The 25216-nt window shown below is 37.6% G+C and carries 23 protein-coding genes; 19 read left to right on the top strand and 4 right to left on the bottom strand.

Annotated features, from left to right (window positions below; translation table 11 throughout):
* Positions 1 to 660 precede the first annotated feature (660 nt).
* Both VK91_RS19995 and VK91_RS19990 read right to left on the bottom strand, forming a co-directional pair.
* Positions 661 to 2346, bottom strand: a complete 1686-nt coding sequence (locus VK91_RS19995; RefSeq protein WP_048395380.1) for a methyl-accepting chemotaxis protein — start codon at positions 2344 to 2346, stop codon at positions 661 to 663.
* Between the two features lie 253 nt (positions 2347 to 2599).
* Entirely contained in the window at positions 2600 to 4297 is a 1698-nt protein-coding gene (locus VK91_RS19990; protein WP_048395378.1) for an NFACT family protein, read from the bottom strand.
* A 259-nt stretch (positions 4298 to 4556) separates the two neighbouring features.
* Between VK91_RS19990 and VK91_RS19985 the strand changes: the two genes are divergently transcribed.
* The 15 genes from VK91_RS19985 (at position 4557) to spoVM (ending at position 18981) form a co-directional block, all read left to right on the top strand.
* Positions 4557 to 5432, top strand: coding sequence for a YicC/YloC family endoribonuclease (locus VK91_RS19985; RefSeq protein WP_048395376.1), 876 nt, complete (start codon positions 4557 to 4559; stop codon positions 5430 to 5432).
* Positions 5433 to 5475: 43 nt separating this feature from the next.
* Positions 5476 to 6093 (top strand): guanylate kinase, encoded by a 618-nt coding sequence (gene gmk, locus VK91_RS19980; RefSeq protein ID WP_004227379.1) that lies wholly within the window; start codon positions 5476 to 5478, stop codon positions 6091 to 6093.
* 4 nt (positions 6094 to 6097) lie between these two features.
* Positions 6098 to 6325, top strand: coding sequence for a DNA-directed RNA polymerase subunit omega (gene rpoZ, locus VK91_RS19975; RefSeq protein ID WP_004227380.1), 228 nt, complete (start codon positions 6098 to 6100; stop codon positions 6323 to 6325).
* Positions 6326 to 6459: 134 nt separating this feature from the next.
* Positions 6460 to 7464, top strand: coding sequence for a bifunctional phosphopantothenoylcysteine decarboxylase/phosphopantothenate--cysteine ligase CoaBC (coaBC, locus tag VK91_RS19970; RefSeq protein ID WP_048395374.1), 1005 nt, complete (start codon positions 6460 to 6462; stop codon positions 7462 to 7464).
* Positions 7461 to 9872 (top strand): primosomal protein N', encoded by a 2412-nt coding sequence (gene priA, locus VK91_RS19965; RefSeq protein ID WP_081010998.1) that lies wholly within the window; start codon positions 7461 to 7463, stop codon positions 9870 to 9872. The genes coaBC and priA overlap by 4 nt, the downstream gene beginning before the upstream one ends.
* An 84-nt stretch (positions 9873 to 9956) precedes the next feature.
* Entirely contained in the window at positions 9957 to 10454 is a 498-nt protein-coding gene (def, locus tag VK91_RS19960; RefSeq protein ID WP_048395373.1) for a peptide deformylase, read from the top strand.
* Between the two features lies 1 nt (position 10455).
* Positions 10456 to 11397 (top strand): methionyl-tRNA formyltransferase, encoded by a 942-nt coding sequence (fmt, locus tag VK91_RS19955; RefSeq protein ID WP_048395371.1) that lies wholly within the window; start codon positions 10456 to 10458, stop codon positions 11395 to 11397.
* Entirely contained in the window at positions 11394 to 12755 is a 1362-nt protein-coding gene (gene rsmB, locus VK91_RS19950; RefSeq protein WP_048395370.1) for a 16S rRNA (cytosine(967)-C(5))-methyltransferase RsmB, read from the top strand. Before fmt ends, rsmB begins: the two co-directional genes overlap by 4 nt.
* The gene (gene rlmN, locus VK91_RS19945) at positions 12755 to 13897 is read left to right on the top strand and encodes a 23S rRNA (adenine(2503)-C(2))-methyltransferase RlmN (RefSeq protein ID WP_048395368.1); all 1143 of its coding nucleotides are present in this window, start codon (positions 12755 to 12757) and stop codon (positions 13895 to 13897) included. Before rsmB ends, rlmN begins: the two co-directional genes overlap by 1 nt.
* A 6-nt stretch (positions 13898 to 13903) precedes the next feature.
* Positions 13904 to 14653: a Stp1/IreP family PP2C-type Ser/Thr phosphatase gene (locus tag VK91_RS19940; RefSeq protein ID WP_048395366.1), complete on the top strand. Its 750-nt coding sequence runs from the start codon at positions 13904 to 13906 to the stop codon at positions 14651 to 14653.
* 2 nt (positions 14654 to 14655) lie between these two features.
* Entirely contained in the window at positions 14656 to 16644 is a 1989-nt protein-coding gene (pknB, locus tag VK91_RS19935; RefSeq protein ID WP_048395364.1) for a Stk1 family PASTA domain-containing Ser/Thr kinase, read from the top strand.
* Positions 16645 to 16655: 11 nt separating this feature from the next.
* Positions 16656 to 17540 (top strand): ribosome small subunit-dependent GTPase A, encoded by an 885-nt coding sequence (gene rsgA / locus VK91_RS19930; RefSeq protein ID WP_048395362.1) that lies wholly within the window; start codon positions 16656 to 16658, stop codon positions 17538 to 17540.
* Between the two features lie 2 nt (positions 17541 to 17542).
* On the top strand, positions 17543 to 18211 hold the full coding sequence (rpe, locus tag VK91_RS19925; protein WP_048395360.1) for a ribulose-phosphate 3-epimerase: 669 nt from the start codon (positions 17543 to 17545) through the stop codon (positions 18209 to 18211).
* Entirely contained in the window at positions 18208 to 18861 is a 654-nt protein-coding gene (locus VK91_RS19920; protein WP_048395359.1) for a thiamine diphosphokinase, read from the top strand. The genes rpe and VK91_RS19920 overlap by 4 nt, the downstream gene beginning before the upstream one ends.
* A gap of 18 nt (positions 18862 to 18879) precedes the next feature.
* Complete coding sequence (gene spoVM / locus VK91_RS23365) at positions 18880 to 18981, top strand: stage V sporulation protein SpoVM (RefSeq protein WP_099805045.1); 102 nt, start codon at positions 18880 to 18882, stop codon at positions 18979 to 18981.
* Between the two features lie 91 nt (positions 18982 to 19072).
* On the opposite strand, the gene rpmB is transcribed toward spoVM, so the two are convergent.
* Positions 19073 to 19261 (bottom strand): 50S ribosomal protein L28, encoded by a 189-nt coding sequence (rpmB, locus tag VK91_RS19915; protein WP_004227417.1) that lies wholly within the window; start codon positions 19259 to 19261, stop codon positions 19073 to 19075.
* Positions 19262 to 19447: 186 nt separating this feature from the next.
* A complete protein-coding gene (locus VK91_RS19910; protein ID WP_048395357.1) occupies positions 19448 to 20191 on the bottom strand; it encodes an IclR family transcriptional regulator in 744 nt (247 codons plus the stop codon).
* Positions 20192 to 20494: 303 nt separating this feature from the next.
* Here VK91_RS19910 and VK91_RS19905 point away from each other — a divergent pair, with 303 nt between their 5' ends.
* The 4 genes from VK91_RS19905 to VK91_RS19890 all read left to right on the top strand — a co-directional run.
* Complete coding sequence (locus tag VK91_RS19905) at positions 20495 to 21367, top strand: dimethylarginine dimethylaminohydrolase family protein (RefSeq protein WP_048395355.1); 873 nt, start codon at positions 20495 to 20497, stop codon at positions 21365 to 21367.
* A 14-nt stretch (positions 21368 to 21381) separates the two neighbouring features.
* Complete coding sequence (locus VK91_RS19900; RefSeq protein ID WP_082148185.1) at positions 21382 to 22143, top strand: dimethylarginine dimethylaminohydrolase family protein; 762 nt, start codon at positions 21382 to 21384, stop codon at positions 22141 to 22143.
* Positions 22144 to 22253: 110 nt separating this feature from the next.
* On the top strand, positions 22254 to 23681 hold the full coding sequence (locus VK91_RS19895; protein WP_048395351.1) for an amino acid permease: 1428 nt from the start codon (positions 22254 to 22256) through the stop codon (positions 23679 to 23681).
* Positions 23682 to 23720: 39 nt separating this feature from the next.
* Positions 23721 to 25216, top strand: a 1496-nt coding sequence (locus VK91_RS19890) for a M20/M25/M40 family metallo-hydrolase (RefSeq protein WP_048395347.1), incomplete at its 3' end; no start/stop codon positions are given.

The following is a 25216-nucleotide window of genomic DNA, read 5'->3' as shown; positions in this document are numbered from 1 at the left end:
AATTCCTATTTTTTTGATAATATTATCGATATTTGAAAAATGAATCAAAAGTCATAGATGTAATACCTTGAGGAATTTGTATAGATTTGTAGAAAATCTATGTAAAACTCAGTGAATTAGATTCTTTTACAGGTAATTTCTTGTAATTTATTATCGCAAAACATGAATATTTTTATCTATTAATGATATATAAGAAACTTGTTTTGTATTTTTCTAGGATTATCCATTTGTGGGGAGGAAAAAGAAAAAAATGAGCATTTGTATGAAAAAAGGTACCCATACTAAGAAAAATTTGGATTTAGTGACAAGCTAGTTTACGAGATTAAGTTTTTTTGAAATAATTTTCGAGCTAGTTGTATATACATGCATATATGCAGTTGGTTACTGTTTTATTCATCAGTTAAAAAATAAAAGGAATGCTTCATTTCGCCTTGTATTCTTCCAAAGAGAACTGTTTAAATCGTATTGTTTTTTTGAGGATGTCATTTGTCTTACTGAAGAGGATTGATAATGCAAATAATTACTAAAAACCTGTTTATTCATCGAATGAAAACGTTAACAATAGCTATTCAGAAGGATATTCTTCCACTTTTTAAGTGGTATACCATGAAAAAATATAAAAAACAGTGCATCCCATTTATAAAATGCACTGTTTTTTATTTAAAGTTTAAATTGATTGATCTGATTCTGTAAATCTAAGGACTTTTCGCTTAGATCTGAGGCAACTTGGTTTACTTGTTGTACTGTTATAGATTGTTCTCTTGTTGCTGAAGCTACAATTTTTGTATTATCCGCGCTAGTTGAAGCACCATGGGCGATTTCTGCAACGGACGCTGCAACCTGTTCAGCGCTAGCTGAAATTTCTTCAGAGGTAGCTGATATATCTTCTATTTGATCTGTCATCGTATTAATTGCTTTCACAATTCCTTCAAAGGCTTGTCCTGCATGTCCGATGATTTTAACGCCCTCTGTGACAGAATGAAGTCCATCAAAGACTGCTTTTTCTACATTATGTGTATCCTGTTGAATATCTAGCGTTAAGGCAACGATTTGGTTGGCTGATTGTTTTGATTCCTCAGCTAACTTACGAACCTCATCTGCTACTACCGCAAATCCTTTACCATGCTCTCCAGCTCTAGCCGCTTCAATTGCTGCATTGAGTGCCAATAAATTTGTTTGATCTGTAATAGCTGTAATAACAGCTGTGATCTGACTAATCTCATCTGATTGCTTACTCAATTTTTGAACAAGATTATTAATCGTTTGTGTTGATTCATGTATGACATTCATTTGTTGCTGAGCTTCTTCTACCGTCTCGTTTCCATTTGTTGCTAATTCTGAAGTTGTTATAGCATTCTGATGTAGTTGTTGAGTTGCCTCAGCTATTCGTTGAACACCTACAGCCGTTTCATCCATAGCGTGTGCGCTTTCGTTAGCTGCAACTGTAGCTGTCACTGCAGCCTCAGCTGTTTCGTTAATCCGTATTGTAATTTCATCAGCAGTGGCAGTAATTTCTTCAGTTGAGGCAGAAAGTTCCTCTACTGAAGCTGTTAAATGCTCTGCATTGTCCTGTATATGCGTTAATAAATTTTTCAGATTCCCCTTCATGGCATTAAAAGCTGCTGAAAGCTGACCAATTTCATCTTTTGATTGATGGGTAATATCTGGATGAATTAATTCTCCATTAGCTACATGGTTTGCAGCCAGAACGACAGATTTTAAAGGGCGTGAGATTGTCCGTTGTATATAGAAAATAAGGAAAATACCTAGAGCGATACCAATAATGATTGCGATAATGGAAATAATTTGTGAATTAAACACGGCCTGTTTAGATTCTTTTGTCACAATATCTAGTTGTTCCTTTTGATAGTTTCCAATTTGATCGGATACATCTTGTATACCTTTATTAGCTTGTTGTACTTCACCATTTACCTTCTGCAAAGCACCTTCTAGATTACCAGCTTCAAATAAAGCTATTGCTTCAGTTGCTGCCTTGTTAAAAGAATCATTATGAACTTTTAATTCCTGTGCATATGTTTCCATTTCAGCTGAATTCGATTTTTCAGTGATTTCTTCTACATGTGTGTCGAGCATATTTGCATATTTTGAGAAACTCTCTTTGTTAGCAGGTTTGTCTTCGATGATGATGGCACGAATGAAAAGACCTTGCATAGCCATTTCGTATTGAATATCATCTGCTAATTCTACAAGGGCAACATGTCCTTCTAATGCATTTTCAATCTTTTTTTCAATGTTTGAAAATAACAGGAACATAATGAACAAAGAAATGATTAATGTGAGAATAATTGCAAAGAAACCAAAGCTTAATTTTTTACCTACAGACATATAGATACGCCCTTTCCTGAATGCTCTATAAAAATTTTTATACTTTAATTTAGCGTTTCTCAGTAGTAGAAGTCAATATACGTTGAAGGAAACAGTGCAGATTATTCATGTGTTTTTATATTGTTATTATAATAAGGAAGATTGTCTGTAAAAATCAATCAAGATAAGGTTGTTTTCATCGTTTTATAGTACGGATTATGTGTACTCGTTATAAAAAGGAAGAAACCGATACAATTTGTATCGGTTTCTTCCTTTATGACTGTTTCTTTAACTGTAAAATGACTGCCTCATCCGGGTCAATATACAGTGTCTTTTGTTCAAAATAGATGACGAAACCAGGTTTGGCACCATTTGGTTTTTTGACCTGTCGTATTTCGGTATAATCTACAGGCACAGAAGAGGATTCTCTGGCCTTAGAAAAATAGGCGGCTAGTGTGGCAGCTTCTCGCAATGTCGTTTCATCGGGTTCACTTGAATGAATGACAACATGAGATCCAGGAATATCTTTTGTGTGTAACCAAATATCAGTCCGCTTTGCTAGTTTGAATGTCAGCATGTCATTTTGTTTATTGTTTTTTCCAACAGAGATTGTTACACCTGTAGAAGAAACATAGCGTTCTGGTTCAGGTTTCGCTTGTTTTTTCTTTTTCTTCGCATGACGTAGTTTTAAGTAACCTTGCTCTGCTAGCTCTTCACGAATTTCCTCAATATCTCCAGGAGAAGCCTGCTGAACTTGCTGTGCAAGCATTTCGAAGTAAGAAATTTCATCAGTAGTTTTTTCTAGCTGCTCTTGAACCATGACCAAGGCATTTTTTGCCTTTGTATATTTTGTATAATAACTTTGGGCATTTTCAATAGGTGTTTTACGTTCGCTTACTGGAATCGTTATTTCTTCGCCAGTTTCACTATAGTAATTTGTGACAGTAACTTCCTTAACTCCTTTTTCAAAGGCATAGATATTAGCCATTAATAGCTCACCATATAGTTGGAATTGATCGAGCTTGGAGGCACGTTCATAATCCTTTGTTAACTTTTTTGTTTTTAAAGCTAATTTGTCAATCTCATTTTGTAGCCAGCGCTCTAAATCGCCTGCTTGTTGTTTTACACGATCTCGCTCTGCACGGGCAAAGAATACACGATCAAGAAGCTCATGGACATTAGGATAGATTGTTATATCCCCATCATGCAAATGCGTTAATTCGATAGGGGAAAAGTATACTTTCTGATTGAAGAGTACGTACATAGGCTTCATTCCACCGTTCGCAAAGGAGGCCATAAAATCCTTGAAACATACTAGCGTATTTGAAGTCGTCTTCATTCGATACAATAATTCTTCCGCGTGAAGAGGTGAAAAACCAGCTAATTGTTGCACTAGCTCTTTAGAGGTTTTCCCTTCAGCAAAAAATGCTGTTAGCTCTTCATCTGTCACCGTTAAAGGATTCCATTTGTTTTGTGAGGGTGGTGCAATATACGGTTGCCCTGGTAGTATAGTACGGAAGCTATTGACTGAAGGCGGTAGATGTTTTAGGCTGTCAATAATTTTTCCCTGCTCTTGATCAATCAACAGTAGATTACTATGTCTACCCATAATTTCAGCATGTATTTCTCTTACAATTGGATCTCCAATTTCATTTTTACTTTCAATTTCTACTATTATAATGCGATCAAAATCACGCTGTTTTATAGAAGCAATAAAACCACCCTCTATATGCTTACGCAAAAGCATACAAAACATTGGCGGCTCTGCTGGATTTTCAATCACCTGTTCAGTAAGGTGTACACGTGCATAAGAAGAGTGGATGGAAAACAGTAATTTATGATTCTTTCCGTTCGCTCGCACATGTAAAATAACTTCTTGTGCATTGGGTTGATGTATTTTGGTAATCCGACCAGTGACTAGCTGTTGTAGGTCGGCAGTTATTGAATAAGTAAATAAGCCATCAAATGCCATATGAATTCCTCTTTCCAACGATATCAAGCATCTTGGTACTTTCGTATTTTTTTCTTAATGTATCTGCATGCACTATTTTTAAGCTCGCAAATACTCTTTTGGTATGTTTATCATAGCATTTTTTAGGTGAATATTAAAATATAGCTTCAATTGTGGTAGAATTAGCTTTTACTTTAACCAAATTTTTTTGGAGAGTCGTCATAATCGACAAAGCTTATGTTATAATAATCCCAGTATGCAAAGAAAGGTGTGACGAACCTTGGTGCGTAGTATGACTGGTTTTGGCAGAGGTGTCACAACAACTAGAGACTTTCAATTAACCGTGGAAATGCGCTCGGTCAACCATCGTTTTTTAGAAATTAACGCAAAATTTCCGAAAGAATGGCTTGAAGCTGAAATTTTTGCAAAGAAACTAATTTCTCAAGCTTTGTCACGCGGCAAAATTGATGTGATGGTATATGTGAAGGACTTAGAGAACGTAGAGCAATCTATTGAGATTAATTGGTCATTAATTGAAGCGTATCGTAAGGCAAAAGAGCAATTAGCAAGTAAAGTACCACTTGAAGAAAAATGGACGATGCAAGAGCTTTTATCGTTAGAGCAGGCACTTGTACAGCAAAAACCCCAGCTTACACCAGAAGATTTGCTCAGTGCTGTTGAACAAGCGATTTCACAAGCGATTTCACAGCTCGTTCAAATGCGTGAGCGTGAAGGGCAAGAATTACAAGAGGTTGTTGTACAATATAAAGAACAGTTAATGGAGCAAGTCAATCAGATTCGTTTGTGTTCTTCACTTGCTGTTGAAAAATATCGTACACGATTAATAGAGCGAATTAATGAAGTTGCAGATGGCACATTGCTAGAAGATCGTTTACTAGCGGAAGTAGCAATTTTTGCAGAACGAGTAGACATCTCCGAAGAATTAGACAGATTAGATAGTCACTTCAATCAGCTGGAGGAAACATTACTTGAAAAGATTTCGGTTGGGCGTAAATTGGACTTTTTAATGCAGGAAATACATCGCGAGATTAATACGATTGGTTCAAAAAATCAATCTACAGAAGCAGCGGTTGCTGTTGTTCAGGCGAAAACAATTTTAGAAAAGATGCGTGAGCAAGTGCAAAACATCGAATAACTTGCACGTGTCTGTTATAAATTAAGGGAGATATAGAGAATAAATGATAAAAGAACGTGGATTATTAATTGTTCTGTCTGGCCCCTCTGGTGTAGGTAAAGGGACAGTGCGAAAAGAATTATTTTCTCAGCCGAATACGAATTATGAGTATTCCATCTCGATGACAACACGAAATCCTCGCGAAGGTGAAGTAGATGGTGTAGACTATTTTTTCAAGACACGTCATGAATTTGAAGTGTTAATCGAACAAGGTGGCTTATTAGAGCACGCTGAATTTGTCGGTAACTATTATGGAACACCATTAGCTTATGTAAATGAAACACTTGATGCAGGTCGTGATGTATTTTTAGAAATCGAAGTGCAGGGTGCAGCACAAATTCGTAAAAAAGCACCAGATGCCTTATTTATTTTCTTAGCCCCTCCAAGTTTAACGGAATTAAAAGATCGTTTAGTTGGACGTGGGACAGAAACGGAGGATATCATTGCCAAACGAATCGCTACTGCAAGTGAAGAGCTTGAAATGATGAGCTTGTATGATTATGTTGTGGAAAATGATGAAGTGACGAATGCCTGTGATCGTATAAATGCGATTATTAAAGCCGAGCATTGTCGTAGAGAACGTGTTGAAAAAAGATATTTGTCAATGTTGAGAGGAGAATAAAACAATGCTATACCCATCAGTAGACGCTTTAAAAAAAGAAATCGATTCAAAATATTCATTAGTGAGCCTTGCTTCTAAACGTGCTCGCCAAATGCAAGAAGAGCAAGACACAGAACGCTTACACAAGTATGTTTCCCATAAATATGTTGGGAAAGCACTTGAAGAAGTAGCGGCAGGTGTACTTACGAAAGTATCACAGGATGAGTCAACTGTGTATGAGGACGAAATCTAACATCATGTAAAGAGCTTTACTATGTTTACATGCATGCTAGTCTAGTTAGCAGTAGATTTTAATTATACAGAATGCCGAAAGCTCCCAGGGAATCCTTCTTTGGGAGCTTATCATTTGAAAGGACGACACCTAGCATGAATAAAAATATTTTACTTTGTGTTTCAGGCGGGATTGCCGTATATAAAGCTGTGGCACTCGTAAGCAAGCTATCACAAGCAGGAGCCAATGTAAAAGTCATCATGACAGCCTCTGCTAGACAGTTTGTAAATCCATTAAGTTTTCAAGTGATGTCCAAAAATGATGTTTATTTTGACACGTTTGATGAAAAAGATTCAAGTGTGATTGCTCATATAGACTTAGCAGACTGGGCTGATTTAATTTTAGTAGCGCCCGCTACAGCAAATATAATAGGAAAAATGGCCAATGGTATAGCAGATGATATGATCACAACAACCCTGCTTGCTACGACAGCACCTGTATGGATTGCACCAGCCATGAATGTACACATGTACGACCATCCAGCGGTAAAACGTAATTTGGATAGGCTATCAGCTGATGGCTACAAATTTATTGAGCCTTCCGAAGGCTTTTTAGCATGTGGCTATGTCGGGAAGGGCCGTCTAGAGGAGCCAGAAAAAATCACTGCACTTGTTCAAGATTTTTTTTCGGGAAAAACTAAACCACTAACAGATAAAACAGTCATAGTGACTGCGGGTGCCCTACATGTACCATTGGATGAACAGCATGTAATTAGTCCACAGGCAAATGGAGCCATAGGCCGAGCTTTAGCACATGAAGCAAGAATGCTAGGCGCACATGTAATTGAAATAGAAAATTCTAATTTGTTTGATGCTATACAGCAACTGGAGGCTTATAAAATCCAATATCCTCAGGCAATATTGATCCATGCAGCAAATGTGCCGACTATAAAGGAAACGCCGATCATTTCGGTAGAAGGCATAAAAGCGATCACTTTCGGACAAAAAGTGCAAGGAACTCCAATGCTTAATATACTTTCTGAGAGATGGATTGATTTTAGTGAAAAAGCGCAGCTTAACGGACAGTTTTTGGCTACAATTAACCCACAACTTTTTGCTCAGACATTATGGTCATATATTATAAAGGGTGAGGAACAATGAGCTTCTTGATAGCAGAGGTCATTGTAGATGTCTCTACTTACCATGTAGACCGTCCATTTGATTATCAAGTACCTGTAGAATGGATTAGTGTTATCGAGTTAGGAAGTCGTGTTAAAGTGCCATTTGGTCCAAGGAATGTCCTGGGTTTTGTTGTTGGATTGAAGAAAGAAACAGATGTACCGTTAAATAAACTAAAGGCAATCAATCAAATTTTAGATATGGAGCCAGTCCTGACAGAAGAGATGTTGCGAATGGCGAAGTGGTTGAAGAACGATACGATTTGCTATGAAATAGATGCCTTGCAAGTGATGTTACCATCTGCACTTCGAGCCAAGTATGAAAAAATGATTAAGCTACAACAAGGTCAACAATTGCCACTAGAGGTACAGGCTATATTCGGGAAGCGTCAACGAGCAAATTTTAAAGAATTTGAGCGAGCAGGTTTACTACCCCTTTTGAAGCAATTGGTTGCAGAAAACATTGTTTCAATCGAAAATGTTGTGAAGCAACAGGGAAATGTGAAAGAAATTCGAATGGTTCAAATAACAGCAGACCAACAACTTATTGAACGTGCTTTAGAGCAATCATCCAGAGCAGCTAAACAACGGCTATTACTGCAATGGATGTGCCAACACTTAGGAGAGATTTTTACTCCCCAACAAATTTGTGACGAAGCAAGGGTCTCTATTTCAGTTTTAGAGGCAGTAATTGATAAAGGAGCTGCTCAATTTATTCAAGAGGAAGTATTTCGTGATCCATTTACGAAGGAAGTTTCACGTACACATGCCTTACAATTAACGAGTGAGCAGCAGGTTGCTCTCCAAGCTATTACTACAGCTATGGACCAGCAAATAGCGCAAACCTTTTTATTACATGGTGTAACAGGAAGTGGCAAAACAGAGGTTTATTTGCAGGCTATTCAAAAGGTATTAGAAGAAGGAAAAGAAGCCATTATGTTGGTACCTGAAATCTCTTTAACTCCACAAATGACCGAACGATTCCGCAGTCGCTTTGGTGAGATGGTTGCTGTGATGCATAGTGGATTATCTGTAGGGGAGAAATATGATGAATGGCGTAAAATCCAACAAGGCAAAGTGAAGGTTGTAGTTGGAGCTCGTTCAGCTATTTTTGCTCCTTTTACGAATATAGGGCTTATTATATTGGATGAGGAACATGAATCAACTTATAAGCAAGAAGATTCACCGCGTTATCATGCAAGAGATGTAGCCATCTGGCGAAGCGAATTTTATAACTGTCCTATTATTTTAGGGAGTGCAACACCAGCATTAGAATCATTTGCAAGAGCTAAAAAGGGAGTATATAAGCTACTCTCCTTAAAACACCGTGCTTTACATCAGGCTTTGCCGACTGTTTTTATTGCAGATATGCGTGAAGAACTGAGACAAGGTAATCGTTCGATGTTTTCCCAATCACTGATAGAAGCAATCCGTTTAAGACTTGAGAAAAAAGAACAAATGGTGCTGTTTTTAAACCGTCGTGGCTATTCATCATTTGTACTCTGCCGAGATTGTGGAACAGTTGTCCAATGTCCAAATTGCGATATTTCATTAACCTATCATCGAACAACTGAAAAATTGAAATGTCATTATTGTGGTTACGAGGAACATGTTCCACAAATATGTCCGCAATGTCAAAGTGATCATATTCGTTATTTTGGTACAGGTACACAAAAGGTGGAAGAGGAGCTGTATAAGTTGTTTCCTGAGGCAAGAGTATTACGTATGGATGTAGATACTACGAAGCATAAAGGGGCACATGAAGAAATATTAGAGACATTTGGGGCAGGGCATGCAGATATTTTGCTGGGTACTCAAATGATCGCAAAGGGTCTGGATTTTCCAAATATTACGCTAGTCGGTGTACTTAGTGCTGATACATCCTTACATTTACCTGATTACCGCGCAGCAGAGCGAACATTTCAGCTATTAACACAGGTAAGTGGCCGAGCTGGGAGACATGACAAGCTAGGTGAAGTCATCATTCAAACGTATACACCTGAGCATTACGCAATTGAATTAGCTAAAACACAAGAGTATGAACCATTTTATGAACGTGAGATGTTTTTACGTCGCAGATCAAACTATCCACCTTATTATTTTGTAGCTCTTATTCAATTATCCCATGAAGATGTCATGATGGCTGCTGAATATGCTGGTCGAGTGGCTGATTGGTTACGAGGGAACTTATCGAATCAAGTAGCAATAATAGGACCAACAACTGCGAGTATTGCTCGTCTCCAAAATAGATATCGTTATCAATGTTTGATAAAATATAAAATTGAACCAAATCTAATTCCCGTGTTACAACGTTTACTTGCTATGTATAGAGCAGAGTGGATTAAACAAGGAATATTAATGACGGTAGATTTAGATCCGTCTACTATATAGTTAGCGTGTAATAATAGCACGATTTTTAATAAAAGTATCAATTAGCTAGTGCACTAGCTTTAAAGCAGAAATGAGGAAATAATAATGGCGGCTATAAAAAAAGTAATTGAAAATCCTGCAAAAGTACTATCCACACCGTGTGCTGAAGTGACAGAAATTAATGATGAAATTATTACATTACTTGATGATTTATATGACACTATGGTGGAATATGATGGCGTTGGAATTGCGGCACCACAAATAGACGTAGGGTTACGGGTAGCAATTGTTGAACTAGGTGAAGAACGTGATATTTTAGAAATGATTAATCCAACTGTCGTTGAAACGGACGGAGCAGAAGTAGATATTGAAGGATGTTTGAGCTTTCCAGGGTTATATGGAGAAGTGGAACGTCCTAGTTATGTCAAAATTGAAGCATGTGATCGTGAAGGACGTGTTTATGAATTAGAGGCAGGTGGCTTTGATGCCCGTGCGATTTTACATGAAATTGATCATTTAGATGGTGTGCTTTTCGATTCAAAAATCAAGCGTATTGTCACAGCAGAAGAACTAGAAGAAATGTACGCTGAAGAGGAGGAATAAAATGACATCTATCGTTTTTATGGGGACACCTGACTTCTCCGCACCTATTTTGCGTATGCTACATGATGAAGGATATGCTATTAAAGCAGTTGTAACACAACCAGATCGTCCAGTTGGGCGTAAGCGAGTATTAACACCGCCGCCAGTAAAGGCAACGGCTTTGGAACTTGGCTTGCCAATTATTCAACCTGAAAAATTGCGTGGCTCCGAGGAGTTACATCAGATTCTTGCTTTACAGCCTGATCTAGTAATAACAGCAGCATTTGGACAGATACTACCAAAAGAATTATTAGATGCACCGGCTCTAGGCTGCATTAATGTCCATGCCTCCCTATTACCAAAATATCGTGGAGGGGCTCCGATTCACCAAGCCGTCATGGATGGTGAAAAAGAAACAGGAGTAACAATCATGTATATGGCAGAAAAGCTTGATGCGGGAGATATTATCTCTCAAAAAGCGATCCCTATTGAAGAAGATGATCATACTGGTGGACTTTTTGATAAGCTAAGTATGGTTGGCTGTGAATTACTTAAGGAAACACTTCCTTCTATTATAAATGGTACAAATAACCGTACAGTTCAAGATGAAGCACAAGTTACCTTTGCAAGTAATATTTCAAGGGAACAAGAACGAATTGATTGGACCAACGATGCTATTACTTTATACAATCAAGTGCGCGGTCTTCATCCATGGCCTGTTGCTTATACTACTTTTGAGGATGGTAATTTTAAAATTTGGTGGGCAACGATTGGCAAAAGTAAGCATGAGGCTAATCCAGGTACAGTGGTTGCCATTGATAAAGATCATTTTGAGGTAGCAGCTGGCAACGGGACAACTTTAGCATTATATGATGTGCAACCAGCTGGTAAAAAGCGCATGACCGCAGAGGAATATTTACGTGGGACAGGTTCTAAATTACAGATTGGGGACCAATTTAAATGAGTAAAAAAAGTGTAGTGATTTGGGATGGCAATGTACGAGATGCCGCATTGTCAATTCTATTAGCAGTTGATAAAAATCAGGCTTATAGCAACTTATTGCTAAATGAAACAATTAAACGACATAAAATTGAAGCAAAAGATCGTGCTTTATTGACTGAAATAACGTATGGAACTTTACAGCATAAAATGACACTTGATTATTACTTAGAGCCATTTATTCGTGGTTCAATTGATCATTGGGTTCGCTGGTTATTAAGAATTTCGTTGTATCAAATCCATTATTTAACACGTATCCCTCCACACGCTGCAGTAAACGAAGCAGTAGAAATTGCCAAGCGTCGAGGGCATCGTGGAATCGCTTCTATGGTCAATGGCATATTAAGATCCGTGTTACGGAGTGGAGTCCCTTCAACAGATGACATAGCAGATCCAATTGAGCGCCTTTCAATAGAAACAAGTCATCCAATGTGGTTAGTTCAAAGATTTGTTGATAACTACGGTCTTGAAGTAGCGACTGAAATGTTGCATGAAAATAATAGACCGCCTGTGCAGACTGTGCGTGTTAATACGACAAAAGCAACTGTTCAGCAAGCAATTGCCAAGTTAGAGGCAGAAGGATTAACGGCTAATCAAAGCGACGTTATACCAGAGTGCTTATACATTACAAACGGTCAACCAGCTCGTACAAAAGCCTTCAAAGAAGGTATGATTACTATTCAGGATGAAAGTTCAATGATACCTGCTAATGTGCTAAATCCAACTCCAGGTATGCGTGTCTTGGATATGTGTGCGGCACCTGGTGGAAAAACAACACATATTGCCGAAATAATGAAAAATGAAGGGTCTATTTTAGCAACAGACCTTCATCCACATAAATTAGATTTAATCGACCATAATACAGAGCGTCTAGGGCTTGATATTGTTGAAACAGCCCCAATAGACGGACGGAAAGCACCAGAATTTTTACAAGCAGCGTCTTTTGATGCTATCTTAGTCGATGCACCATGTAGTGGACTAGGAGTTATGCGACGTAAACCAGATATTAAATATACAAAGCGAGAAGAAGATTTAGAAAGTCTTCAAAAAATCCAATTAGCTTTACTGGATGCAGCAACGAAAGTTTTGAAAACAGATGGTAAGCTTGTATACAGTACGTGTACAGTAGACATACAAGAAAACGAAGGCACTGTGAAAGCCTTTTTAACAGCACATCCAGAAATGGAAGCTATACAACTAGAATCTTTACCAACAAAATTAGCGGAAAAGCAAGCTAATGGCATGCTTCAAGTCTTTCCACAAGACTTTGGCAGTGACGGTTTCTTTGTCGCCGCCTTTCGTAAAAAAGGAGAATCCAACTAATGGTGGATCAAGAGAAATTTAATGAACGTATTAACGATTTAGTCGAAGAAGCAGAAGAAAAGCCCGTTCGACGTGTAAAAAAAGAAAAGCCAAATTTAAAAGAATCCATTTATTCGTTACAACCTCATCAATTAGAAGAATGGCTAAAGGAAAATGGCGAAAAGCCTTTCCGTGCTGCTCAAATTTTTGACTGGCTGTATAATAAACGTGTAAAGACATTTGAAGAAATGTCAAACCTTTCAAAGGGATTACGCGAAAAACTAACTGCAAATTTTGCATTATCCACACTATCAACCATTATTAAACAAGAATCTAAAGATGGTACCATTAAATTTTTATTCCAATTACAAGATGGCTATTCAATAGAAACTGTTTTAATGCGCCATGAATATGGAAATTCTGTCTGTGTAACAACACAAGTAGGCTGCCGAATTGGCTGTACGTTTTGTGCATCCACTTTAGGTGGTTTGAAGCGACATTTATTAGCAGGGGAAATTGTGGAGCAAGTTGTCAAAGTGCAGCAAACATTAGATGAATTGGGCGAGCGAGTATCTCATATTGTCATTATGGGTATTGGTGAACCTTTCGATAACTATGATGCAATGATGAACTTCTTAAAAGTGATCAATCATGAAAAAGGTTTAAATATCGGAGCACGTCATATCACAGTTTCAACATCGGGTATTGTACCTAAAATTTACCAGTTTGCAGATGAACAATTACAAATTAACTTTGCCGTTTCTCTGCATGCGCCAAACCAAGAAGCACGTCAAAAGCTAATGCCAATTGCCCGTGCTTATAAATTGGAAGAATTAATGGAAGCTGTGCGATACTATACAAAAAAAACAGGTCGACGAGTGAGTTTCGAGTATGGGCTGATGTCTGGTGAAAATGATTCAGTAGAAATAGCAGAGGAACTATCTGCTTTAATTAAAGGAATTAAATGTCATGTCAACTTAATTCCTGTAAACTATGTACCAGAACGTGATTATGTTCGTACATCTCGTAGTCAAATTTTTGCTTTTGAAAAAACATTAAAGAAAAATGGTATTAACGTAACGATCCGCCGAGAGCAAGGTTCAGATATCGCTGCTGCGTGTGGTCAATTACGTGCACAAGAGAGATCTGAAGAAACGAGGTGACCAGTATTGGAATACACAGTCGAAAGTGATATTGGTTTAAAACGATCCATTAATGAGGACCGTGCTGCATTCTTTAAACGTCCAGATGGGCTTGCACTAGCACTTGTAGCGGATGGCATGGGTGGTCATAATGCTGGTGATGTAGCAAGTGATATGGCAATTAAACAAATGGAATCCTTTTTTTTACAGGCAGACACACATCATTTTGTATCTACAACATCAAAAAAAGAATGGTTATTACAAACAGTTAAGCAATTGAATAAAACAATATATGACTATTCTTTATCACATGAAGACTGTAAAGGAATGGGCACGACATTTATTGCAGTGTTAATCGAAGAACAACATTGCTTCATTGCACATGTGGGAGACAGTCGTGTGTATTATTTCTTTGAAGATGGTGCACAACAAATAACAAGAGATCATTCATATGTGAACGTCTTGGTCGAAAATGGTGAGATAAGCGAAGAAGAGGCTTTGACACATCCAAAGAAAAATTTCATCTTAAAAGCGGTTGGGACAGAGGACACAATCGAACCAGACTTTTATGAAGTAGATTTAGCATCAGAATCGTATTTACTCATTTGTTCAGATGGATTAAGCAATAAACTATCTGTTTATGAAATGGCATCGATAATTACGTATCCAGACTCCATTAAGGAAAAGGGGCGTAAACTTGTAGAATTAGCAAATGCCAGCGGGGGAGAAGACAATATCTCCCTCGTGCTATTAACGAAAAAGGATGAGGAGGTGTAAGAATGCTTGTAGGTAAAAGAATTAGTGACCGTTATAAAATTTTAGAACTCATTGGTGGCGGAGGTATGTCCAATGTTTATTTAGCACACGATATGATCTTAAATCGTGATGTAGCCATTAAAATATTACGCTATGATTTTTCCAATGAGGATGAATTACATCGACGTTTTCAACGTGAGGCACTGTCTGCTACAAGTCTTACACATCCAAATATTGTTAGTGTTTATGATGTAGGTGACGATGGAGATCTACACTATATTGTGATGGAATATGTTCAAGGAAAAACATTAAAGCAGTACATACAAGAATTTGCACCAATTTCTCCTGCTAGAAGTGTGCATATTATGAAGCAATTAACGTCTGCCATTGCTAATGCCCATGAAAACCATATTATCCACCGTGATATTAAACCGCAAAATATATTAATGGATGCGGAAGGTAATGTGAAAATTACGGATTTTGGTATTGCCATGACGTTAAGTGCTACATCATTTACTCAAACAAATTCTGTGCTTGGTACAGTCCATTATTTATCACCAGAGCAAGCTCGCGGCGGTACAGCTACAAACAAATCAGATATTTACGCACTCGGTATTGTGTTATATGAATTATTAACAGGTGAACTTCCATTTTCTGGTGAATCTGCTGTTTCAATAGCACTTAAGCATTTACAAGCCGAAACGCCTTCTGTCCGTGCTTTTGATGCAACGATTCCCCAAAGCTTGGAAAATGTAGTATTAAAGGCTACTGCCAAAGATTCATCCCATCGTTATACTACAGTGGAAGAAATGTATGAAGATTTGGAAACCGTACTAACACCATCTAGAATCAACGATCCCAAATTTGTCATACCTGTGGATAATGATGTAACGAAAGCTATTCCCATCATTAAAGAGCAGATGCATAAAAAAGACGAAGATCTAACTAAAACAAGAGTTATTGAACCGATTATGGAAGCTAAAGCACCTTCTCAACCACAACCTAAAAAGCCTGTAGAAAAGCCAGTTCCTGTAAAGGGAAAGAAGAAAAATTGGCCCAAATATGTTGCAGGACTATTCATTGCAGCGGTTGTCATTTTCTTATTCTTTATTTTTGCAAAAGATTTATTTAGCCCGAAAAAAGTGGCTATACCAGATGTAGCAAATTTAACAATAGAGGAAGCGACAAAAAAATTAGAAGCAGATGGATTTGTTGTTGGTGAAGAGCATCAGGAGCGAAATCATGAGGAAATAGAGAAGGGGAAAGTTATAGAAACGGACCCATCAAAAAATTCATTACGTGAAAAAGGTTCAGAGGTAGACTTAATCGTTAGTTTAGGTGTAGAGATGACGACTGTTGATAATTATGTTGGACAAAATTATAGTCAAGTTGAAGCTTTAATAAAAGGAAAGTATAAAGACGTAATAAAAGAGGATGTCCCTTCTAATGAGCCAGAAGGAAGAATTATTGAACAAAGCATACCACCAAATTCTGAGGTAGTAGCGAAAGAAGAAACAATCACGTTTAAAGTTAGCCAAGGAGTTAGAATGGTAAGGGTTGAAAATGTTGTAAATTATACGAAAGCTGATATGGATGACTATGTGAAAAGAGCAGGTCTCAATTGGCGTATATCTCGTGAAGAACATCATGAAACCATCCCAGCTGGCAGTGTAATTTCGCAATTGACAAAAGCGGGTACTATGGTAGAAGAAGGTTCTATGATATCGGTTGTAATAAGTAAAGGGCCAGCAAAACAGCCCGATAAACTACGTGTCATACCTGTAGTCATTGAGTATAAACCTACAGAAGAGGGAATAGCTCAAAATATTCGAATTGAAATTCAAGATAAAAATCATACATTGTCTGAACCTGTTGAAGTATTTGAAATTTTAAGTGATACGCCATACAACATTCAGCTTACAATTGAAGATGGCAAAGATGCGAGTTATAGAATAATTCGTGACTCAGAAATAATTTTAGAAGGCAAAGTTAATTATAATGATGTCGATTAAGGAGGAATTGGATGGCGCAAGGCCAAATAAGAAAAGCATTAAGTGGTTATTATTATGTATTTGATGGACATCAACTGATTCAATGCCGAGGACGTGGGGTATTTCGTAATCGTGGCGAATCCCCACTCGTAGGCGATATTGTAGAGTATACAATGGAAACTGAAGGCTCTGATGGGACAATACAAAAGATTTTTGAGCGCCAAAATGAATTAGTACGTCCGCCAATTGCGAATATTGATCAAGGTATTTTGGTGTTTTCTGTAAAGGAACCGAATTTCAATACCATTTTACTGGATCGTTTTTTAGTTGTGTTAGAATCCTTCCATGTACATCCTATTATTTGTTTAACAAAAATGGATTTGCTAGAAAATGATGAACGTGATGAATTACAAAATTATATAGCAGATTATGAAAGCATGGGCTATACAGTTTTGCAAACATATAAAGATGAAGAAGAATTAGTAGAACGGTTACGTCCTATTTTAAAGGGAAAAACCACCGTTTTAGCTGGCCAATCGGGCGTTGGGAAATCAACTTTGCTTAATACGCTCATTCCAGAGTTGAACTTAAAAACGGGTATTATATCCCAAAGCTTAGGACGGGGTAAACATACTACTCGACATGTTGAACTGATAGAGGTCTGTGATGGTTTATTAGCAGATACGCCTGGATTTAGTTCCTTTGATTTTGACGAAATTGAGAAAGAAGAATTAGGTGTATGTTTTCCTGAAATGGCTAGAGTAGCGGATGATTGTAAATTTAGAGGTTGCTTACACTTGAAAGAGCCAAAATGTGCAGTAAAGGCAGCAGTAGAAGCAGGGGAAATTCGAGACTACCGCTACAAGCATTATGAACAATTTATGCAAGAAATTATGGATCGAAAGCCGAGGTATTAATGATGATACAAATAGCACCATCAATTTTAGCAGCAAATTTTGCAAAGTTAGGTGAAGAAGTAAAGGAAGTAGAGCAAGCAGGTGCACAACTTATTCATATTGATGTAATGGATGGTCACTTTGTACCGAATATTTCATTTGGTTCTATTGTATTGGATGCTATCCGTCCATTAACGAAGTTACCATTAGATGTGCATTTAATGATAGAAAATCCAGATCAGTATATTGAACAGTTCGCAAAAGCTGGAGCAGATTATATTACAGTACATGTAGAAGCATGTCGTCATTTACATCGAACAATTCAATTAATCCGTTCTTTTGGTGTAAAAGCGGGTGTCGTATTAAATCCACATACACCGATAGAATCAATTCAACACATTTTAGAAGATATTGATATGGTATTATTAATGACTGTTAATCCTGGATTCGGTGGACAAAAATTTATTCATTCTGTTGTACCTAAAATTGAAGCATTATCAACAATAATTAAGGAGCGAGGCTTAGATATTGCCATTGAAATTGATGGTGGTATTACTGCTGAAACAATTGTGCCATGTGCACAGGCTGGAGCGACAATTTTTGTAGCTGGGTCAGCTATCTATAGTAAAGAAGATCGAACAGCTGCTCTTCAAGAGATTTTACTAGCTGGTGAGGCAGCGATTAAAGGATGACGACAGTCGTTGTTTGTGCAGGTGGTCCAAAAAATGAGCTTTGTTCATTTTCATCGTTTCAGCAACAACAGGATGTTGTGTTTATCGGGGCTGATCGTGGCGCTTTATATTTAATTGAGCAAGGAATTACGCCCCATGCTATTGTTGGTGATTTTGATTCTTTAACGGATGAAGAATATCGACAAGTAATGGCACAAACCAATGATCAACAACGTTTTCAAGAAGAGAAAAATGAAACAGACACGGATTTAGCTTTGCTTAAAGCCTATACGTTTGCACCACAAGAAATTATTTTGACAGGTGTGACGGGTGGGCGTTTAGATCATTACGAGGCAGCTGTTCGTTCTATTTATCGGTTACAAAAAGAGCATCCTCAAATTGAGTTAAAGATAATCAATCATACTAATATGTTGCAATTTTTACTACCAGGTACACATACAATTTATGCAGATGATCGATACCGATACTTGTCTTTTTTTGCTCACGAGGAGCCTATTCAAGGTGTAACATTACGACAAGTAAAATATGAAACAACGAATGAGGAAATTTCCTTAGGAACATCTCGATTTACAAGTAATGAAATAATAGGAACTTCAGGGTCTATATCTTTCTCGCAAGGCATATGTTTAATGATAAGAAGCATAGATTAGCGTAAGGGGGAGAGAGTCCTGAAAGTATATACGTTCCAATTGCCGAAATTCGTGAGTAGTATCACGCGTACGTGTATTAACCTATTTAAAAAAGATAAGAAAGTAAAAAAATCCGACTAGTGTTAGTCGGATTTTTTACTTTCTTCTAGAATACTAATCAAGAAAAAAATCGATTGCGCTCAATGCGAAATCGATTTTTTAGAAGCAGCGATTAAACGCGCTCGATTTTACCTGATTTTAATGCACGAGCAGAAACCCATACACGTTTTGGTTTACCGTCAACTAAGATACGAACTTTTTGAAGGTTAGCACCCCAAGTACGTTTGTTAGCGTTCATAGCGTGGGAACGGTTGTTACCAGTACGAGCTTTACGTCCAGTGATTACACATTGTTTTGGCATGTTGTATTCCCTCCTTACTGTTGATGCTGAAAGATTATTATTTCAGTTCGGTATTTCACATACCATAATAATTTAACATACGATGGCGTTCAGTGCAACAGTTTTCACATAACCTTTCAAGAAAAAAACCTTTACAGACATAAAACATTTATGAAAAGTAGAGAAGTTTAATGGGGAATAGTTCTCCTATCCTTTTCCTCGATAACCAAGTTTCAGCGATACACGTCTACCAGTATCAACTAATCGCTCAATCAATGTATTAATATGATCTTGAGAGACATTAAAGTTTACAAAACCAATACTGACTGCTCCTATCACTTCACCAAAACCATCTAAAACAGAGACAGCAATAGAGGAAGTACCTGCAGTTCGTTCTCCATGACTTATTGCATAGCCTTGTTGTCGAATTTGGTGAAGCTGCTCCTCTAATTCGGCCATTTCATCTTTAGTTACTAGTTGCTCTAGAATTTCTTTGGATTGTAGCGCTGACATTGAGGCGAGTATGGCCTTATTGGCCGCTCCGATATGCATAGGTATGCGAATACCCAACTGATCATAAATACGAATCGGATTAGCTGCACTGTCTATCCGTTCTATAATAATCGTATCTAATCCAGCTGGTTTACTTAAATAAACGCTTTCTTCAACCTCCCTGGCTAATCGTTCTAACTCAGGTCTGATTTTGCTAATATAATCCATCGTATCATATACCTGTAAGCCAAGTTCCATCCATATGGTTCCAAGCCGATAATATTTAGTCTGTTCATCTTGCTCAATCATCCCTTGTTTAATCATGGCTTTTAAAATTCTATGTAAAGTACTTAGCGGTAAATCGCATTTTGTAGAAAGCTCTGAAATGGACAAGCTACTGTCGTTTGCATCAGCAGCTAAAACCTTGGCAATTGTCATCGCCCGCTCTAATAATTGCATTTGTCCCACCTCCCTTCATCCTATTTTATTTTTATTCTCCATCTACGTCTAGTTCCAATATTCCCGTACAAATCAGAAGTCTAAACAAATGCTTATTTTAATACACGAAAGCTACAAAAGGATCCTTTAAGGCTTCTTTAATAAACGACAGCATTTTTTCCAAGCGTGAACGCAATCTAGATTAAAAGAAAAATAAAAGTTTTCTAAATATATTGACAGTATAGCATAAAACGAATATATTCTTCATATAAACTTTCCTCTTAACGGAAACGTTTTCCACTACGCGGAAATGAGGTGAAAGGAATGCATTATTGTTCATCAATGTATGCGCCTTTGAAACATGTTATTGTAAAAGATCCAAAAGATGCTTTCCGAAGCCAGACACATCTTAGTGAGGAATGGAAAACATTTAACTACTTATCTGAGCCTGATTATGAAGAAGCTCTAAGCGAATACGCTGAATTTATTGGGATTCTTGGAAAGTATGTTGAGACTATTGAATATCTGCCTATAGCAGATGAAGTAGGATTAGATTCTCTTTATGCACATGATCCAGTTAAATTCACTCCAAATGGTGCCATAATACTGAAATCAGGCAAAAAATTAAGACAACCAGAAGCAGCAGTATACAAGGACTTTTTACGGCAAAAAGGTATACCAATAATTGGTGAACTTACTGGAGAGGCAGTTTCAGACGGTGGAGATATTGTTTGGCTAGATGATCGAACGCTCGTTGTGGGTAGAGGTTATCGAACAAACGATGAAGCCATTCGTCAGTTAAAGGAAATGACAGCCGATATGGTAGATGAATTTATAGTTGTACAACTACCACATGATCTTGGTGAAGCTGAATGTTTACATTTAATGTCTTTCATAAGTATGGTAGACCGAGATTTAGCTGTTGTGCATTCGCGTTTAATGCCAGTATTTTTCAGACAACTGCTAATTGAGCGTGGCATCCAGCTAGTAGAAGTACCTAAAGATGAATACGATTCGTTAGGCTGTAATGTTTTAGCGCTTGCACCAAGGGTATGTGTGATTCCTCAAGGCAACAAAGAAACAAAGCAACAGCTACTTGATGCTGGAGCAACTGTGTACGAATATAAAGGCGATGAAATTACTGTTAAAGGAACAGGTGGGCCGACTTGCCTAACTTGCCCAGTAGTAAGAGGATAAAGGAGAAGATGAATATGTTTAAAAATGTTATTGTTAAAAATCCAGGTAATAGTTTTGTAAACGGTTTAACAACTAGTGATTTAGGAAAGCCGATTTTAGAAAAATTATTTGAACAACATGAACATTATGTAGAGGCTTTAAAAAAATGCGGTGTAGAAGTTACACAATTACCAGCAAATGAAGCATTTCCTGATTCAACATTTGTAGAGGATACAGCTGTATTAACGCCTGAATTTGCTATTATATCGAATCCTGGAGCAGCAGCTCGTAACCGCGAAATTGAAGAAATCGAACCAGCTGTAAAGCAATTCTATGAAAAAATTTACTATATTAAAGGTTCTGGAACACTTGATGGTGGAGATGTACTACAAGCAGAGAAAAAGTTTTACGTAGGGATCTCAGAACGCACAAATGAAGAAGGCGCTCAGCAATTTAAAGAGATTGTTGAACAAGAAGGTTATGAAGCAACTATTATTCCATTAAAAGAATTCTTCCATTTAAAAACTGGAATTGCCTATGTTGGGGAAAATCGTATGGTGCTAGCTGGTGAATTTGTCGATCATCCTGCATTTGAATCTTACGAAAAAATCGTGATTCCTAAAGAGGATGAATATTCAGCTAACTGTATTCAAGTAAATGATTATATTATTATTCCAGCTGGCTATCCAGAAACAAATCGTAAATTACTGGACCTTGGCTATCAAACAATTGAACTTGATATGTCTGAATTTAGAAAACACGATGGTGGTTTAAGCTGTTTATCATTACGTTTTTAAGTAAATCTAACAATACCCAATCAATTTAAAAGAGAAAATTGATTGGGTACTTTCATTCTTAAAATATCAGAATATTTAATATTTTTACATTATATGGGAAGTAGGGATGGATGTTGAATAAAGGGGATCAGCTTCACAATAATCAATTAAAGCGTTCGATGAAAAGTCGTCACTTGTTAATGCTTTCACTTGGGGGTGTTATTGGAACAGGCTTATTTTTAAATGTAGGCTATACCATTAACCAGGCAGGACCCGGCGGTGCACTGATTGGTTACTTATTTGGTGGCTTAATTTTGTTTATGGTCATGAATTGTCTTGGGGAATTGGCTGTTTACATGCCTGTTACAGGTTCTTTCCAAACTTATGCAACACGTTTCATTAGTCCTTCAGCCGGTTTTTCATTAGGTTGGATGTATTTTGTCGGATCTGCTGCCACAGCAGGTGTTGAATTTACGGCTGCAGGTATTTTAATGCAGCATTGGTTTCCAAGTGTACCAATTTGGATATGGTGTGCTGTGTTTATGGTTCTTTTATTTGTCTTAAATGCTTTAACAACGAAGGGCTTTGCTGAAGCAGAGTTCTGGTTTGCTAGTATAAAAGTTGTTGCAGTGATTGCATTTATCATTATTGGTGGAGCAGCAATCTTTGGTTTAATTCCATTAGCAGATCGTCCTACTCCACATCTCACAAATTTAGCACCTTCTGGTTTATTCCCAGCAGGTATTACGATTATTTTTGTCACAATGATGAATGTAATTTTTTCTTATCAGGGATCAGAGCTGGTGGGTATTGCAGCAGGGGAGACCGAGAACCCTGAAAAAAATATTCCTAGAGCGATTCGTACAATTCTATTTAGAATCATCGTTTTCTATATTGCTTCCATTATTGTATTATCGGCAATATTCCCAGCATCAGAGCTTGGGCTTATGGAAAGTCCATTTGTCACGTTAATGAATTTAGCTGGTGTACCATATGCAGCTGGTATCATGAACTTTGTTATTTTGACAGCTATTTTATCAGTCGGTAATTCATGTTTATATGCATCAACACGTTTATTATTTTCCATGTCACAAGAGGGGATGGCGCCCAAGTTATTTGGTCGATTAACGAAAAATAAAGTACCTTTAAATGCGCTTATTTTTACGATGGTATTCTCACTCTTATCTTTATTAACTAGTGTAATGGAAGCTGATGCTGTATTTGTATTACTAATGTCGGTAGCAGGTATATCTGTCACAATTTCATGGATGGGGATATGTGCTTCTCAGTTAATGTTCCGTTATCGCTATGTGAAGTCGGGAGGAAATGTGGCTGATCTAAAATTTAAAACACCACTATTCCCGTTGATTCCAGTATTTTGTATAATCTTTTGTATTTTAATTTTAGTATTTTTAGCGTTTGATCCAACGCAAAGGATTGGTTTACTATACGGGATTGGCTTCTTTATTGCCTGTATGATTTTTTATCAATTGAAATTAAAGAAAGCGGCGACTGCTGCTACAGATAGCAAAAGTGAAGAAACACTAGAAGTTCGTTAATCGTACCTCTAACGAATGGGAGTAAAAGGAGAAAAAATCATGAATACTTTTATGTGGGATACACCCGAAAAACTACGTGCCCTATTATGTGAACTTGTGAGCTGGGAAAGCCGAACATTAACGGAGGGTGAAAATAAATTTGCCTTTCGACTAAAAGATAAATTGTTAACGCTTCCATATTTTGAGAAGCACCCAGACTTGATTGAATTACATGATGCAGGACTTGGCAGAAATGCAGTGACAGCCTTCTATAAGCATCCAACCGCAACTGAAACCGTTGTGTTAATCAGTCACTTCGATACCGTGCATACAGAGGAATATGGTGAACTAGAGCCGTTAGCCTTTTCTCCAGAAGAACTAACGAAAAAGCTAATGGAACCTAAATACCTAAAAGATTTACCAGAGGCAGCTCGCATTGATTTGGCGTCTGGGAATTATTTATTTGGACGCGGCACAATGGATATGAAAATGGGTCTTGCCTTACACATGCAGTTGATCGAAAAGGCAAGCTTTGAGCAATGGCCGATTAATTTGATTTTAACAACGGTCCCTGATGAGGAAGTCAACTCTGCTGGTATGAGAGCGGCTGTTGTCGAACTGGTGAGACTGCGGGAACAGCATGGCTTAACCTATAAATTATTTTTAAATAGTGAGCCATCGTTTTCACAAGGGCCTTCGGATACGAATGAATATATTTATTCAGGTACAATTGGTAAAATCATGCCTGCTGCTTTGTTCTACGGAAAAGAGACACATGTTGGTGAGCCATTAAAAGGGATGACGGCTCCCTTTATCGCTTCCTATATGACACAGCATATGGAGTGGAATCCCCTTTTCCGTGAAACAGATTTAGGCGAAAGCACACCACTACCTGTTTCTCTACAATTAAAAGATTTAAAAATGGAGTATTCTACACAAACACCATACCGTGCGGCGGCACTTTACAATGTCTTTTTGTTAAAACGTACAGCGGCTGAGGTGATGGCTATTTTTGAGGAAGTTGCGTTACAAGCAATGGCTGCTTGCAATGCGCACTATCAGGACATTTGTACACGCGAAAATGTTCAGGGTGTGGGCAAGGTAAAGGTCTTACGTTACGAGGCATTATTGGAGCATGCGATCCATAAGTTAGGAGCTGAGGAAGTACAAGCGATTAAGCACCAGGTTCAGCAGCATCCTGCATGGGATGATCGTGAAAAATCCATTCGTATTGTGGATCAGCTCATGATTCGCTGTCAGGAATTAGCACCTGCCACAGTTCTGTTATATGCACCACCTTACTATCCAGCCATTAATTCATCCAACCATCCATTAGTGAAACAGTCGATTGAATTAATGAAGCAAACAGCTCAAACATTTGATATTGAGGTGGAGCAGATCCACTACTTTAACGGAATCTGTGATTTAAGCTATGTCAACTATTCAGATGCATCCAATGAGTGGCTAGCATTTGAACGGAACACACCTGTATGGGGCGATACGTATCATATTCCATTCAAAGAGATGGCGGCATTACAAGGTCCTGTCTTAAATGT

The sequence above is a fragment of the Lysinibacillus sp. LK3 genome, from assembly GCF_001043675.1.
Taxonomy (GTDB): Bacteria; Bacillota; Bacilli; order Bacillales_A; family Planococcaceae; genus Lysinibacillus; species Lysinibacillus capsici.
Note: the sequence above shows the minus strand (reverse complement) of the source record. Positions and strands in the feature narration are given on the sequence as shown.

What these genes read in the sequence shown, in the direction of transcription:
- VK91_RS19995 (WP_048395380.1), bottom strand. Translation starts at nt 2,346, where the DNA reads ATGTCTGTAGGTAAAAAATTAAGCTTTGGTTTCTTTGCAATTATTCTC.
- VK91_RS19990 (WP_048395378.1), bottom strand. Translation starts at nt 4,297, where the DNA reads ATGGCATTTGATGGCTTATTTACTTATTCAATAACTGCCGACCTACAA.
- gmk (WP_004227379.1), top strand. Translation starts at nt 5,476, where the DNA reads ATGATAAAAGAACGTGGATTATTAATTGTTCTGTCTGGCCCCTCTGGT.
- rpoZ (WP_004227380.1), top strand. Translation starts at nt 6,098, where the DNA reads ATGCTATACCCATCAGTAGACGCTTTAAAAAAAGAAATCGATTCAAAA.
- coaBC (WP_048395374.1), top strand. Translation starts at nt 6,460, where the DNA reads ATGAATAAAAATATTTTACTTTGTGTTTCAGGCGGGATTGCCGTATAT.
- priA (WP_081010998.1), top strand. Translation starts at nt 7,461, where the DNA reads ATGAGCTTCTTGATAGCAGAGGTCATTGTAGATGTCTCTACTTACCAT.
- def (WP_048395373.1), top strand. Translation starts at nt 9,957, where the DNA reads ATGGCGGCTATAAAAAAAGTAATTGAAAATCCTGCAAAAGTACTATCC.
- fmt (WP_048395371.1), top strand. Translation starts at nt 10,456, where the DNA reads ATGACATCTATCGTTTTTATGGGGACACCTGACTTCTCCGCACCTATT.
- rsmB (WP_048395370.1), top strand. Translation starts at nt 11,394, where the DNA reads ATGAGTAAAAAAAGTGTAGTGATTTGGGATGGCAATGTACGAGATGCC.
- rlmN (WP_048395368.1), top strand. Translation starts at nt 12,755, where the DNA reads ATGGTGGATCAAGAGAAATTTAATGAACGTATTAACGATTTAGTCGAA.
- pknB (WP_048395364.1), top strand. Translation starts at nt 14,656, where the DNA reads ATGCTTGTAGGTAAAAGAATTAGTGACCGTTATAAAATTTTAGAACTC.
- rsgA (WP_048395362.1), top strand. Translation starts at nt 16,656, where the DNA reads ATGGCGCAAGGCCAAATAAGAAAAGCATTAAGTGGTTATTATTATGTA.
- rpe (WP_048395360.1), top strand. Translation starts at nt 17,543, where the DNA reads ATGATACAAATAGCACCATCAATTTTAGCAGCAAATTTTGCAAAGTTA.
- VK91_RS19920 (WP_048395359.1), top strand. Translation starts at nt 18,208, where the DNA reads ATGACGACAGTCGTTGTTTGTGCAGGTGGTCCAAAAAATGAGCTTTGT.
- rpmB (WP_004227417.1), bottom strand. Translation starts at nt 19,261, where the DNA reads ATGCCAAAACAATGTGTAATCACTGGACGTAAAGCTCGTACTGGTAAC.
- VK91_RS19910 (WP_048395357.1), bottom strand. Translation starts at nt 20,191, where the DNA reads ATGCAATTATTAGAGCGGGCGATGACAATTGCCAAGGTTTTAGCTGCT.
- VK91_RS19905 (WP_048395355.1), top strand. Translation starts at nt 20,495, where the DNA reads ATGCATTATTGTTCATCAATGTATGCGCCTTTGAAACATGTTATTGTA.
- VK91_RS19900 (WP_082148185.1), top strand. Translation starts at nt 21,382, where the DNA reads ATGTTTAAAAATGTTATTGTTAAAAATCCAGGTAATAGTTTTGTAAAC.
- VK91_RS19895 (WP_048395351.1), top strand. Translation starts at nt 22,254, where the DNA reads ATGTTGAATAAAGGGGATCAGCTTCACAATAATCAATTAAAGCGTTCG.